Here is a 13,187-nt window from a genome sequence, read left to right as displayed (position 1 = left end):
TCTTTTCTTGATTCTTGACTCTTGTATCTTGATTCTTAATCACAACATTCTAAAATAATTAATACCTTTGCATTGTTAATTTAACATTATGCCTGTACAGGAAACCATTGCTATGGTGAAGAAGATTTTTGAGGCTTACCTCGAAAATAAAAGCCTCAGGAAAACCCCTGAGCGTTTTGCCATACTCGAAGAGATCTATTCAAGAAACGATCATTTTGATGTGGAATCGCTTTACATCCACATGAAGAACAAGAAGTACCGCGTTAGCCGTGCTACTGTTTACAACACCCTCGAACTTTTAGTATCGTGTGATCTGGTTACCAAACACCAGTTTGGTAAAAATATGGCGCAGTTTGAGAAATCATACGGTTACAAGCAGCATGACCACATTATTTGTATCGATTGCGGTAAGGTGGTTGAGTTTTGCGACCCGCGCATTCAGCAGATACAAAGCATGATGGGCGATATCCTTAAATTTGATATCAAACACCACTCATTAAACCTTTACGGCAACTGCACCAAGCTACGCGATGGTGGTACTTGCGACCGTAAGGTATCATAAACCGATTTTCAATTCTTTTTTAAGCTTATTTCTAATATTTAATTAATGGCTGTTGACGTATTATTGGGCCTCCAGTGGGGCGACGAAGGTAAAGGAAAAATTGTTGACGTATTAAGCAAAGGCTATGACCTTATTGCCCGTTTCCAGGGCGGACCAAACGCAGGCCACACGCTTGAGTTTGAAGGCAAAAAGTTTGTACTTAACACCATTCCTTCGGGCATATTTTTCGATAACACCCTTAACCTTATTGGTAATGGCGTAGTGATAGACCCTATCACCCTTAAAAAAGAATTAGATAAACTAAAAGATGCCGGCCACGACCTGTTAGCTAAAGGCAACCTGGTTATCGGTAAAAAAGCACACCTGATCTTACCAACCCACCAATTGCTTGATGCTGCTTCTGAAAAGAAGATGGGCGATGGCAAAATTGGTTCTACCTTAAAAGGTATCGGCCCAACTTACATGGATAAAACCGGCCGTAATGGTTTACGCATTGGCGATATCACCCTGCCAAACTTTAAAGAAAAATACCAGAAACTGGTTGATAAACATACCTCAATGCTGCAATCGCTTTATGGCGAGGTGGCTGATTTCAGCGAGCGCGAGGCAGCTTTCTTTGAAGCTATTGAACTAATCAAGAAATTTGAGTTGGTTGATTCTGAGCAATTGGTGAACAACTACCTTAAAGAAGGTAAAAAAGTACTGGCAGAAGGCGCACAAGGCACCATGCTGGATATCGACTTCGGTTCATACCCTTTTGTTACTTCATCAAATACTACTACCGCCGGTGCTTGTACCGGTTTAGGCATAGCCCCCAATAAAATTGGCGAGGTGATAGGTATTTTTAAAGCCTACTGTACCCGTGTTGGCGGCGGCCCCTTCCCTACTGAGTTACATGACGAGACCGGCGAAGAGCTACGCAAAATTGGTCACGAGTTTGGCGCAACAACAGGCAGGCCACGCCGTACCGGCTGGATAGATCTTCCGGCACTTAAATATGCTATTATGCTTAATGGTGTTACCCAACTGGTAATGACCAAAGCTGACGTGTTAAGCGGTTTCGACAAGATCTACGCTTGTACGCACTACAACTACTTAGGTGAAACTATCGACTATATGCCTTACGATATCTGCTCGGTTGAAGCTGAGCCGGTATGGAAAGAAATTGACGGCTGGAACGAAGACTTGACAGGTATCACCGAGTTAAGCGAGATCCCTGCCAAACTGCAAGACTATATTGACTACCTTGAAAAAGAACTTGAGGTTCCGGTTAAATACCTATCAGTAGGGCCAGACAGGAAACAGACTTTGGTGTTGCACTAAGCAAGATTGCCATTTCATATTAAAAGCCCCGCTAATGCGGGGCTTTTTTGTTGTATAATATATGTCATTGCGAGCGATAGCGTGGCAATCTCACAGGACAAAAACGCGCGGTTGCCTATGAGATTGCCGCGTCGCTGTCGCTCCTCGCAATGACATAGTGGGTATCTTGATTCCTGACTCTAACAGTCCTGACTCTCTCCCCTAAGCCGGATGTGCCGAAAAGAAGAAATGAGTAACCAACCTATCCAGCAAAACCAATGCAGCAATGATCAAAGCTACACCGGCTACCTCATTTAAACGGTGTACAACCTTGGGAGAGATCTTTTCGCGGAGTTTGTTGGCGTAAAATGCTTTCACTGTATCCAACCCAAATTGTACGATAAGTACAGTAAGGAACATTACTGCAATTTTCAGCGAGCGATTGGGTACGCCTTCGTGGTAAGCCGTGCTGGCAACGCCGATAACCACCGTCCAATGGAAAAGGATAGTAGGGTTAAATATGCACATCAAAAATCCTTTAAAAAAATAACCGGCCTTGTTCACCTTGGCAGGCACAGCGCTTTTATAGTTAACGTCAGATTTTTTGAAGATGTAGTAAATACCTATTGAGAACAGGATAACACTGCCGATGATGCCAGCCAGGGTTTTATCGTGTGCTGTAAAATCAAAGTATTGCGAACCGAAGAGGATGGCGCCCACAAAAACCATATCACTGCACACCACACCCAGCGCCAAAGCAACGCCCGCATGGAAGCCCTTATCGATACTGGTTTTTATTAAAGCGAAAAATACGGGGCCTGTAAGAAACGTAAGCACTAATCCAAAACCAATCCCCGAAATAATAGCGTCTATCATTATTTAGGCTTATGTCCCTAATTTGCCTGACTGATAAAATCAGGACACTAATATGCAACTTTTAATCTGTTTAACAACAAAAGTGCCATTGGGATTTATATTTTGAAAATTTTAAGAAACCAAACCCAAAAAATAATTATGTTTAGAACTTTATTTTAACCAGTTTAAAACAACCTGATATTATACAATGGCACAAGACAACTCTAAGAGTAATGGTTCGGCATTATACACCATTATTACTGTGTTTTTCTTTTGGGGCTTTTTAGCGGCCTCTAACGGTATTTTCATCCCATTTTGTAAAGCACATTTTAGCTTAACCCAATTTGAGTCGCAATTGATCGACTTTACATTCTACGGTGGCTACTTCATCGGCTCGCTGATACTGTATTTTGCTTCAGCAGCATCAAAAGTTGACATCCTTAACAAGATAGGTTACAAAAATGGTATCATCTACGGTCTGTTAATTTCAGCAGTAGGTGCTTTGATCATGATCCCGGCCATTAACTCAGGTTCGTTTGCATTTATATTATTTACCTTCTTTGTCATCGCTTTAGGTTTCTCTTTACAGCAAACTGCTGCAAACCCGTTTGTGGTAGCTTTGGGTAGCCCCGAGACTGGTACCCACCGCTTAAACTTTGCAGGTGGTGTAAACAACTTTGGCAGTATTTGGGGCCCGGTAATCGTTGGCTTCGTTTTGTTCGGCTCGGCATCAGCAAAGATCCCTGCATCTGAAGTAAAAATATCATCGGTAAATACCTTATATATGATACTGGCGGGTTTGTTCCTCGCCGTGGCAGCGTTCTTCTGGATCTCTAAATTACCAAGCGTAACCAGCGACGAAAAGATAGAGCCAAGTAATAAAGCCAATAAACCATTAGGTATCATATTTATCGCTTTCCTGCTTATTTTGGCGGCAACACCTATCGCGCAGGCAACCGGTATCGAAAAATCATATCTTGTTTATGCTGCGCTGGCAATCATTTTGTTCACGCTTATCGGTTCTGCTTCTGCAGCCGGTAAAAGTAAAGATGGTGGTTGGGGTGCTATGCAATACCCTCAGTTAGTTTACGGTATGCTGGCTATATTCACTTACGTGGGTGTTGAAGTAACCATCCAAAGTAACATGGGTGCGTTATTAGAAACGCCTGTTTTTGGCAGCTTTACTACTGACCAGGTTGCTCCTTTCATCTCGTTATATTGGGGTAGCTTAATGATAGGCCGCTGGACAGGCGCCATCGCAGCCTTTAACCTTTCAAAAGCAACTAAATTTATCTTAACCGTTGTTGTACCGTTTGTAGCATTTGGCGTAGTATTATTGGTAAACAGCATTAGCGGTACTGATGTTAGCATGCTTTACCCTTATGCAGCATGTGTTGCACTGCTGGTAATTGGCTTCCTTATTGGTAACCAAAAACCGGTACGTACGCTTGCTTTGTTCGGTATTTTAGGTGCTATTTTCATGGTTGTAGGTTTAGTATCATCAGGCATGATTGCTATCTTCGCGTTCACTGCAGGTGGTTTATGCTGCTCAATCATGTGGCCATCAATTTTCTCATTATCGGTAACCGGCTTAGGCAAATACACCAGTCAGGGTTCGGCATTTTTGATCATGATGATCCTGGGTGGATCGATCATCCCACCGGTACAAGGTATTTTAGCTGATGGCATCGGTATCCACAAATCATACATTATCCCGGTTATCGGTTTTGCTTACCTTGCATTCTTTGCATTTAAAGCAGGCGCCATCCTTAAAAAACAAGGTATCGATGTAGATAACCTTGAAGCAGGCGGAGGACACTAAGAATTTTGTCATTGAGTCATTAGGTCATTGAGTCATTATTCAAATCTAATGACCCAATGGCAGCGAAGCGAATGACTCAATGAACAACATGAAACCCAGTTTCGAACATATTTTTATGAATCTGGCAACCGACCTGGCCCAACGCTCACATTGCGTTAAGGCACAGGTCGGTGCCGTTTTAGCTAAAGATACCCGCATTATTTCTATCGGGTATAACGGCCCCCCTGCAGGCACCCACAACTGCGACGAGGAATGGCCCGATACAGGCTGCGCCCGCGACTCAAAAGGCAGTTGCTCCCTTGCCCTGCATGCCGAAGAAAATGCTATCCTTTACGCCGTTAAAAACGGTGCTAATTTGGAAGGTGCTACGCTGTACACCACACTGTCGCCATGTTTGCCATGCGCAAGGCTGATATTCTCTGCAGGTATCAAACATGTTTTCTTTGATAAATCATACGCCCAATACAAAGGGCTCGCCAGCGATGAAGGCGTTGATTTTTTAAACAAGTTTGGCGTGAAGGCTGTGCAGTTTAAGGGGGAGTAAATATTTGCCTGATATTATCTAATTGTCATTTCGAACGAGGTACGAGGAGAAATCTTCTGAAAGCGATAAGTAACTATGTGGAATTACAATTACTATGTTTACATCACCACCAATTACGAAAACACTGTGTTGTACATTGGTGTTACCAATGATTTAAGCAGAAGATTATTCGAGCATCGCGAAGGCAAAGGAAACGGCAAGTCTTTCACAGCAAAATACTACTGCCATTATTTAGTTCACTACGAGCATTTCTCAAATATTGAACACGCTATTGAACGCGAGAAAGAGATAAAGAAATGGCGACGCGAAAAAAAATACGCGTTGATCAATTCTAACAATCCTGAGTGGAGGTTTTTGAATGATGAAGTGAATGGTTAGTTGCCTTTCCTCCGTAAGCACTTAGCGTAGAAGATTTCTCCTCGCTACGCTCGTTCGAAATGACATGATTTAGGTAACACTTTATCCAATGACCCAATGACAGCGCAGCGAAATGACTCAATGACGAATCAACGATTCAAACTTTCCACCCTATCCAGTGCAAACTGTAGCTGCTGCTCAGGCGTCAGATCGGTATTATCCAGTATAATGGCATCCTGGGCGCGTACCAGCGGGCTTTCGGCACGGGTGGTATCCTGGTAATCGCGGTGGGCAATATTCTCGAAGATCTCTTCTAAGGTGATGTCGGGGTTCTTGGCGTGGATCTCGTCGTAGCGGCGTTTGGCGCGTACGGCCGGGTCTGCTGTCATGAATATTTTGAGGGATGCATCAGGGAACACGGCAGTGCCTATATCGCGGCCATCCATTACAATGTTTTTGGACTTGCCCATACGCTGCTGCTGTTTCACCATTTCGCGGCGTACTTCTTTCAAAGCCGATACCTCGCTCACTTTTTCTGATACAGGCATCTGGCGGATCTCTTCAGATACTTCCTCTTCGTTAAGGGTGATGTGGGTTTCGTAATCGCGGGAGTGGAAATTGAGATGAATATTTTTTAGGGCCTCTTCTATCTGCTCGTGGTTTTGAGTATCCACATTATTGCGCAAAAAATAAAGGGCTACAGCGCGATACATTGCGCCGCTATCAACATATATATAGTGCAGCTTTTTAGCCAATGCCTTAGCCAAAGTACTTTTCCCGCATGACGAATAGCCATCAATGGCCACTACAATATTCTTGCTCATCGTACAGCGAAGATACGGTTTTCAGTTTGCAGTTTATAGTTTGCAGTTGTTGATTAGTTTGCAGTAGCCGGTTGGCAGTTTGCAGCTCGGTTTGATTAATTACCTTTGCTATCATGAACTTAAACAAGGCAGACCTGCAGCGAGAGGTGCAATATAAAACATCGCGCAGTGGCGGCAAAGGCGGGCAAAATGTTAACAAGGTATCAACCAAGGTTGAGTTGCTTTTTTCTATCCATGATTCAGCTTTGTTTAGCGATGAAGAGAAGACCATCCTGGGCGAAAAACTGCAATCGCGGTTTAATAAGGATGGTTTGGTGCAGGTGGTTTGCGATGAAGAGCGCAGCCAGTTTCTGAACAAAGAGATAGCCGTTGAGCGCCTGATAGTTCTGCTTACACAAGCTATGCAAAAGCGAAAGGTGCGTAAACCTACCAAAATGAGCAGGGCCGCAAAAGCGGCCCGTGTGGATGATAAAAAGAAGCACTCAGCTAAGAAAGCCGATCGCCGCCGTGCGTTTGATGATTAATTAAATCGGTACATCAACCCAACAGATCCCCACTGGTGGGTTGATTTCACCATTTGTTTGGTATCGCGGGTTTGTACCACTACACCCAGATCAAGCACTATGCGGTTGCTGGCGTAACTTACGCCGAACTGGTTGCTGAAGATGAACGGCTTTTTATCTAAAGTGATCTCTTCGGTACCGGCAACCGGATGATCCCTGAATAAACTTCCTTGTATAGTAGCATCATAGGCTACTACATTAGCCATTGGCTTGTAGTAGAAAAATATTTCTTGTTTGTGCAGCAGGCGGCTGTTATCAAACCGGCTGGCCGTACTCTGCGTACTTACCGACTGGAACAACTGGTTAAAATTGCCCAAGCGTATCATTGGGCCAACGCCTGCACCTGTAAAACCGTTACCAAGGTTAACGTAACCGGATGCTGTAAGATCTATCCATGATGCGCGTGCCAGCAATTTATTTGCATCGGCAGTTAAATTTAGTTCCACATCGTTTTGTATCTGGTACTGCCAGGTATTGAGCTGGTAAAACCCGAATGTTTTGTGAATGAATTTTTGGATAGGGTAACCACCTGCCGCAGGGCCTACAACACCTACCCTGCCGGTAAATTTGATGTTCGATTCATCCTTAGCCAACAGGTTTAGCGAGGCGCCTACATAGGTATAACCGGCAATAGGCCTATCTACATAGCTGGCATTAGGCAATCTGCCCGAGCGTGCGTTGAAGATCTTTTGGCCCAGCTCTAAACCAAACACAGCATTAGCCAGCTTTATAGGCTTGTTTGTACCGGATGTATCTATATTGAGGCCCTTACGATAAAACAGGAAAAAGCCGTTGGTATAATAACGGTCAGACCCCTGCGCCAAAAAGGAATCATTATCTGATTGGAAACCAATTTCTTTAGAGCGACTTTGCGCGTACACACCGGCTGTAGCAAACAGGCATACAGCGGCAAGCAAAATAAATTTCTTCATTAAAAGCGATTAATAGCAGTTGCTAATGTAAGAATATCACTTTGTTTTATTATTGGCTTTTTATTGGATTTTAAGAACAGAAAGTTCAATAACAAATGAGAAATTCTTTGTTATCAGCCACAGACGGATCCATTTTAAAAGCCTTACTGTAATCATTGCAAGCCTTATCTTTTAAATTTAATTGCCAGTAAGCTTTTGCCCTCTTTAAATATGCCCTGGCGACATTTCCATCAACCGATATTACAAAGCCCAAATCATATACCGCAGCTTTGAAATTGTTTATCTCATAATAAATATCGGCCCGCATTTCGTATAAATACCATTTCTCTTTGGGTTTCGCATATCTGATAGCCGAGATCAGATCTGCAATCGCCTTATCGTATAGCTTCAATTGGTAGTATTCTCTTGATCTGTTTCGGTAAGCCTGATAAAATTTATGATCAAGTTGAATAGCCTTTGTATATAAAGCAATATTTGATTTAATTATGCTATCGGTCACTGCATCCCCCGGGGAGACTAAATATTTGGCGGCCGAATGAAAATAATAATCAGCATTGTGCCTTTTACTCTGAGCATAACCTGTTATAACACTTAACATTAACAGGCATAACAACAGTGCGCATTTATTATTCATTGTGATGAGGATTTCATTACTAATGTAAAAAAAAGCAGGGTGATGTTCCCTGCTCTTTTTATTTTACCTGATATTGATTTTATAATTTAAAGCCATAGCCTACACGTAAGCCTATGTTTTTGAACCCATCATAACGGCCAAAGTTGTTCTCATACTTCAGGCCCACATCCAGGCCTTTATATACCCAGCCAAAGCCCCCACTTATAATGGTTTTTGTATAATTTATGGGCGTTCTTCCGAGGCCAACCCCGGCTTCACCGTTTACGTATACATTGGGGATAAGGAAATATTTTAAGCCGGCCTTTATCGGGATAATGTTAACATCGTACAAATTATAATTACCGGAACCCTTATAATTGAAATGATAATAACCGGATGTTAAAGTAACAGCCAACTTATCAGTAAGGCCATAATTTAAGCGTGCAGTACCGCCAATTCCAATATCGTAAAAATCATTTGCAGCACTAAGCGGCCGCAGGGCCTCGGCACCTACATCAAGTTTAAATGTGTTTTTGGGGATAGATTGTGCATTGGTTTTGGTTAACGATAAAACGAACAGTGCAAATAACACCAGAGGGATGGTTTTGATAATTCTCATAATTGTGAAACAAGTTTTGATTTTCAACACAATTATAACCCAAAAGAATAAATCTATAACATCAATTAACTTTATTTAACATAGTTAACATATTTTAACGGATGGGAAATTAATATATTAATCATTCACACTGGCAGAGAAGAAGCTTTCAGCTGTTATGAATGCGAAAAGATGCTTCGTTCCTCAGCATGACAAGCCTTATTTATTAAAATAAAAGAGCTACTTTTTAAGTAGCTCTTTTATTTCTACAAAAGCTCCCCCTTCAGGGGGTTGGGGGGCTCGGTTGTTTCTCCCTCACTGTTAAATCTATCGGGTTTTTCACCTTCTCGTTCAACAGGGCAAGCTTGATCACATCGCCCATATCAGTTACGTAGTGGAACTGCATATCTCTAATGTAGTCTTCTTTTATTTCGAGGATATCTTTCTGATTCGATCTGCAAAGGATGATCTCTTTGATGTTGGCACGTTTCGCGGCTAAGATTTTCTCTTTTATACCGCCAACAGGCAACACGCGGCCGCGCAGGGTTATCTCGCCCGTCATGGCCAGGTGCGGTTTTACTTTGCGTTGGGTAAATGCCGACACCAGCGCCGTCAACATCGTAATACCTGCTGATGGGCCATCTTTAGGTGTTGCACCCGCGGGCACGTGTACATGCACATCCCATTGCTCAAATAATTTATACTCGATACCAAACTCTGCAGCATGGGCACGCAGGTAACCTAAGGCGATAGTGACAGATTCTTTCATCACATCACCTAAACTACCTGTCAGCGTCAGTTTGCCGTTACCGGGACTAAGACTTGCTTCTATGAACAATATATCGCCGCCAACAGATGTCCAGGCTAGGCCTGTTACCACACCTGCGGTATCATTATTCTCGTAAAGGTCTTTGTCGAAAATGGGAGCGCCCAGAATCTTCTCTACATCTTTTTTGCTTACCTGGGTATTGTAAGTCTCTTCCATGGCAATGCTTTTGGCAACACCACGTACTACAGAGCCTATCTTTTTCTCCAATGAGCGCACGCCCGACTCGCGGGTATAATCCTCAATGATCTTCTCCAGCACATCGTTTTTGATATTCACCTCTTTGCTGGTTAAACCGTGTGCTTCGCGCTGTTTGGGTACCAGGTGGCGTTTGGCTATCTCGGTTTTCTCCTCAATAGTATAACCGTTCACCTCAATGATCTCCATACGATCTAACAAAGCAGGCTGTATGCTGCTCAGCGAGTTTGCTGTAGCGATGAACATTACGTTAGACAGGTCGAAATCCATCTCCACGTAGTTATCATAAAAAGTGCTGTTCTGTTCGGGATCCAGCACCTCTAAGAGGGCTGATGAAGGGTCGCCACGGAAATCGTTGCTTACCTTATCAATCTCATCCAAAATAAAAACAGGGTTGGCAGCACCGGCTTTCTTCAACGACTGTATCACTCGGCCCGGCATAGCGCCGATGTATGTTTTACGGTGGCCACGTATCTCGGCCTCATCGCGCACGCCGCCAAGCGCCATACGCACATATTTACGCCCTAAAGCCTTCGCAATTGATTTACCCAGTGACGTTTTACCAACACCCGGAGGGCCAACCAAACAAAGGATAGGCGCTTTCATGTTGTGTTTAAGCTTCAGCACCGCCAGATATTCGATGATGCGCTGCTTTACTTTATCCAAACCAAAATGGTCTTTATCCAGTATTTTCTGCGCACGCTTCAAATCAAAGTTATCTTTGGTGAACTCGTTCCATGGCAGATCGAGCAATAACTCCAGATAGTTTATCTGTACCGAATAATCTGCCGCGGCGGGGTTGGTTCGGCCCAGTTTCTCCAGCTCTTTACTGAAATGAGTTTTTACCTCGGCAGGCCATTTCTTTTTAAGGGCACGCTGGCGCAGGTTATCCAGTTCAAGGTCGGGGGTTGAACCGCCAAGCTCTTCCTGGATAGTTTTCAATTGCTGATTAAGGAAATAATCGCGCTGTTGCTTATCCAGGTCAACGCGTACTTTGGTTTGGATCTGATTTTTCAGTTCCAACATCTGCAGATCAAGCGTTAAATGCTCTAATACAGCATTCATCCTGTCGCGCAGGCTCAGGGTTTCCAGCAGCTTCTGCTTGGCCGGTACATCGGCATTCATGTTTGATGCAATAAAGTTGATCAAAAACGATGTGCTCTCGATATTCCTGATGGCAATACCAGCTTCGCTCGGGATGTTGGGCGACAACTGGATAATGCTCATGGCCATGTCTTTAATAGATGCCGACAAGGCTTTAAACTCTTTATCTTCTTTTGGTTTTACCTCTTTAAAAGGCTCAATGGTAGCTTTTATGTAAGGGTCGCTTTGTATCTCCTCTCCTAACCTGAAACGCTTTTTACCTTGCAAGATAACGGTGGTGTTACCATCGGGCATTTGCAGCATTTTTATGATGAGGGCTACTGTACCTGTTTTGTGCAGTTGCTCAAACGCAGGGTCTTCAACATTCACATCCTGCTGGGCAACCACGCCGATAAGACGGTTACCTTTGTTAGCATCGCGAATGAGTTTGATAGATTTATCCCTGCCAACGGTGATAGGGATAACCACGCCCGGGAAAAGCACCGTATTGCGCAGCGGAAGGATAGAAACTATATCAGGTACCTGCTCATTATTCATTTCCTCTTCATCCTCTGATGACATCAGCGGGAAAAATTCGGAATCTTCATTAATAGAAGGCATTGTATTCTTAAAATCAAACGGGTCGTAACTCATTAATCACCTTTCGTGTAGGCTCAATTAGCGTCATAATGGCAGTTAAATACCAACGTGCAAGTAAGTAATGCTAATTGAAGTATAAATATAACTTGCAAATATAAGGTTTCAAGAGCTGTGCCAGTATGCTCTATTTACGATGGCTTGCGCCAAATGGTTTGCAACAAACTCGTTATTAACAATTTAAGGCCAAATTAAAATATAAGGCACGCCAAAGAGTTTCCTTAAAAGATGAAAAAAAGTCAGTAAGTTTTGGGGCGATGCTTGCTCAGCTGCTTACCATTTCGCTGTTTTGCGGGGCAACCTGCGTGGCATCTGTTTTATGTTTGGCCAGGTCTTCAAAGTATTTTTTGCGCACCACGTGGGTCATTTTATGGTCGCCGGTATGGCTCCAGCCGGGTGGCATAAAAATGTACATGATCTTATTTTTGATGCCCGGCGCGCGATAAACATCTTTTGCCAGCGCAATGATCTCGCCGAAATAAGCATCCAGAAAACTGTTTTTGATCATGGGCCTGCTGATACCGTATTCAATCGGGATCTTGATATCTTCCTCGTGATAGGTGCGGAATACCCTGTCCCATACGTTTAGCAGGTTACAGAAATTGGTATCCATATAAACCACATTACGTGCATGGTGCACACGATGGTGCGATGGGGTAAGGATTATTTTGTTAAGAAAACCCAGGCGGCCGTCTTTTACAATATTTTCGCCTACGTGGATCAGCGTTCCCCAGAAACCATCAATAAACATGATCACAAAAAGCACAGCAGGGTTTACACCTAATAAAATAGCGATGGATGTGCGGATAAAATCGGCATAAGGCGCTTCCAAAAAGAAGTGGGCATAGCTTACCGCGAGGTTCATATCTTCGGGCGCGTGATGGGTAGAGTGCAGGCACCACAGCACCCTTACTTTGTGCGCCAGATAATGGTACCAGAAATGCGCAAACTCCCAAATAATATAGCTGTAAATAAACCAGTACCAGGTAAAGCTGGTTTTAAAAAGCGCATGCGGCAAAAGCCATTTGATACAAAGCCCCACTAAGCCAAACGATATAACGCGACCTACAAAGGCATTCAGCACGTACGTCCAAAAAGAGATCTTGTAATTGATCACCTTAAAGCGTTTATAAAAGGCAGCACGGATAATCTCAAACAGTAGCAGGAACGGCACCACAGGCCCAAGCAGGGAGAGCATGCCATCGTACGTTAAAAATTTATCATAGTTACCCGAGCTGATGATATCTATCAGTCCGCTAAGGTTCCAGAAACCTTTAAAATCGTTTACTATCGCTTTTAAAAAATCCATCAGCTTATAATTGGTTGCAGCAGCTTGCTTTATTATTAACGTAATTAACCAAGAAATAACATTTAAAACAACACCAAATGTTATTAATTTAAAAATACTATACTTGCTAAATGGCCCTGGCAATTAGCATGAGGGTTTATTT

13 protein-coding genes are annotated in these 13,187 nt (G+C 43.2%); 6 read left to right on the top strand and 7 right to left on the bottom strand.

Features of this window, described 5'->3' with window-relative positions; all coding sequences use genetic code 11:
- Positions 1 to 88: 88 nt before the first annotated feature.
- Together D0C36_RS22405 and D0C36_RS22400 are read left to right on the top strand one after the other, a co-directional pair.
- Entirely contained in the window at positions 89 to 562 is a 474-nt protein-coding gene (locus tag D0C36_RS22405) for a Fur family transcriptional regulator (protein WP_117393946.1), read from the top strand.
- Between the two features lie 45 nt (positions 563 to 607).
- Positions 608 to 1,885 carry an adenylosuccinate synthase gene (locus D0C36_RS22400; protein WP_117393945.1) on the top strand — a complete coding sequence of 426 codons (1,278 nt, stop codon included), beginning with the start codon at positions 608 to 610 and terminating at the stop codon, positions 1,883 to 1,885.
- Between the two features lie 201 nt (positions 1,886 to 2,086).
- Here D0C36_RS22400 and D0C36_RS22395 read toward each other — a convergent pair whose 3' ends face one another.
- Entirely contained in the window at positions 2,087 to 2,740 is a 654-nt protein-coding gene (locus D0C36_RS22395; protein WP_117393944.1) for a LysE family translocator, read from the bottom strand.
- Positions 2,741 to 2,927: 187 nt separating this feature from the next.
- Here D0C36_RS22395 and D0C36_RS22390 point away from each other — a divergent pair, with 187 nt between their 5' ends.
- The 3 genes from D0C36_RS22390 (at position 2,928) to D0C36_RS22380 (ending at position 5,463) form a co-directional block, all read left to right on the top strand.
- A complete protein-coding gene (locus tag D0C36_RS22390) occupies positions 2,928 to 4,541 on the top strand; it encodes an MFS transporter (protein WP_117393943.1) in 1,614 nt (537 codons plus the stop codon).
- Between the two features lie 115 nt (positions 4,542 to 4,656).
- Positions 4,657 to 5,085, top strand: coding sequence for a deoxycytidylate deaminase (locus D0C36_RS22385; protein ID WP_199502119.1), 429 nt, complete (start codon positions 4,657 to 4,659; stop codon positions 5,083 to 5,085).
- A 75-nt stretch (positions 5,086 to 5,160) separates the two neighbouring features.
- Positions 5,161 to 5,463, top strand: coding sequence for a GIY-YIG nuclease family protein (locus D0C36_RS22380; RefSeq protein WP_117393941.1), 303 nt, complete (start codon positions 5,161 to 5,163; stop codon positions 5,461 to 5,463).
- A gap of 128 nt (positions 5,464 to 5,591) precedes the next feature.
- On the opposite strand, the gene cmk is transcribed toward D0C36_RS22380, so the two are convergent.
- Positions 5,592 to 6,266 (bottom strand): (d)CMP kinase, encoded by a 675-nt coding sequence (gene cmk, locus D0C36_RS22375; protein ID WP_117393940.1) that lies wholly within the window; start codon positions 6,264 to 6,266, stop codon positions 5,592 to 5,594.
- Between the two features lie 113 nt (positions 6,267 to 6,379).
- On the opposite strand from cmk, the gene arfB reads away from it, so the two are divergent.
- On the top strand, positions 6,380 to 6,790 hold the full coding sequence (gene arfB, locus D0C36_RS22370) for an alternative ribosome rescue aminoacyl-tRNA hydrolase ArfB (RefSeq protein WP_117393939.1): 411 nt from the start codon (positions 6,380 to 6,382) through the stop codon (positions 6,788 to 6,790).
- Here arfB and D0C36_RS22365 read toward each other — a convergent pair.
- From D0C36_RS22365 to D0C36_RS22345, 5 genes are all read right to left on the bottom strand, one after another.
- A complete protein-coding gene (locus D0C36_RS22365) occupies positions 6,787 to 7,761 on the bottom strand; it encodes a lipid A deacylase LpxR family protein (protein WP_117393938.1) in 975 nt (324 codons plus the stop codon). The two genes, arfB and D0C36_RS22365, sit on opposite strands and share 4 nt — an antisense overlap.
- A gap of 85 nt (positions 7,762 to 7,846) precedes the next feature.
- Positions 7,847 to 8,395 (bottom strand): tetratricopeptide repeat protein, encoded by a 549-nt coding sequence (locus D0C36_RS22360; RefSeq protein WP_117393937.1) that lies wholly within the window; start codon positions 8,393 to 8,395, stop codon positions 7,847 to 7,849.
- 79 nt (positions 8,396 to 8,474) lie between these two features.
- On the bottom strand, positions 8,475 to 8,993 hold the full coding sequence (locus tag D0C36_RS22355; protein WP_117393936.1) for a hypothetical protein: 519 nt from the start codon (positions 8,991 to 8,993) through the stop codon (positions 8,475 to 8,477).
- Positions 8,994 to 9,255: 262 nt separating this feature from the next.
- Positions 9,256 to 11,733 (bottom strand): endopeptidase La, encoded by a 2,478-nt coding sequence (gene lon / locus D0C36_RS22350; protein WP_117393935.1) that lies wholly within the window; start codon positions 11,731 to 11,733, stop codon positions 9,256 to 9,258.
- Positions 11,734 to 12,001: 268 nt separating this feature from the next.
- Positions 12,002 to 13,045 (bottom strand): sterol desaturase family protein, encoded by a 1,044-nt coding sequence (locus D0C36_RS22345; protein ID WP_117393998.1) that lies wholly within the window; start codon positions 13,043 to 13,045, stop codon positions 12,002 to 12,004.
- Between the last annotated feature and the right edge of the window lie 142 nt (positions 13,046 to 13,187).

The organism is Mucilaginibacter conchicola, from assembly GCF_003432115.1.
Classification (GTDB): domain Bacteria; phylum Bacteroidota; class Bacteroidia; order Sphingobacteriales; family Sphingobacteriaceae; genus Mucilaginibacter; species Mucilaginibacter conchicola.
This window is presented reverse-complemented; position numbering and strand designations above follow the sequence as displayed.

Excerpts from the sequence above, each read along its gene's own strand:
- D0C36_RS22360 (WP_117393937.1), bottom strand. The coding sequence starts at position 8,395 with ATGAATAATAAATGCGCACTGTTGTTATGCCTGTTAATGTTAAGTGTT.
- D0C36_RS22345 (WP_117393998.1), bottom strand. The coding sequence starts at position 13,045 with ATGGATTTTTTAAAAGCGATAGTAAACGATTTTAAAGGTTTCTGGAAC.
- cmk (WP_117393940.1), bottom strand. The coding sequence starts at position 6,266 with ATGAGCAAGAATATTGTAGTGGCCATTGATGGCTATTCGTCATGCGGG.
- D0C36_RS22385 (WP_199502119.1), top strand. The coding sequence starts at position 4,657 with ATGAATCTGGCAACCGACCTGGCCCAACGCTCACATTGCGTTAAGGCA.
- lon (WP_117393935.1), bottom strand. The coding sequence starts at position 11,733 with ATGAGTTACGACCCGTTTGATTTTAAGAATACAATGCCTTCTATTAAT.
- D0C36_RS22380 (WP_117393941.1), top strand. The coding sequence starts at position 5,161 with ATGTGGAATTACAATTACTATGTTTACATCACCACCAATTACGAAAAC.
- D0C36_RS22355 (WP_117393936.1), bottom strand. The coding sequence starts at position 8,993 with ATGAGAATTATCAAAACCATCCCTCTGGTGTTATTTGCACTGTTCGTT.
- D0C36_RS22400 (WP_117393945.1), top strand. The coding sequence starts at position 608 with ATGGCTGTTGACGTATTATTGGGCCTCCAGTGGGGCGACGAAGGTAAA.
- D0C36_RS22390 (WP_117393943.1), top strand. The coding sequence starts at position 2,928 with ATGGCACAAGACAACTCTAAGAGTAATGGTTCGGCATTATACACCATT.
- D0C36_RS22395 (WP_117393944.1), bottom strand. The coding sequence starts at position 2,740 with ATGATAGACGCTATTATTTCGGGGATTGGTTTTGGATTAGTGCTTACG.
- D0C36_RS22405 (WP_117393946.1), top strand. The coding sequence starts at position 89 with ATGCCTGTACAGGAAACCATTGCTATGGTGAAGAAGATTTTTGAGGCT.
- arfB (WP_117393939.1), top strand. The coding sequence starts at position 6,380 with ATGAACTTAAACAAGGCAGACCTGCAGCGAGAGGTGCAATATAAAACA.
- D0C36_RS22365 (WP_117393938.1), bottom strand. The coding sequence starts at position 7,761 with ATGAAGAAATTTATTTTGCTTGCCGCTGTATGCCTGTTTGCTACAGCC.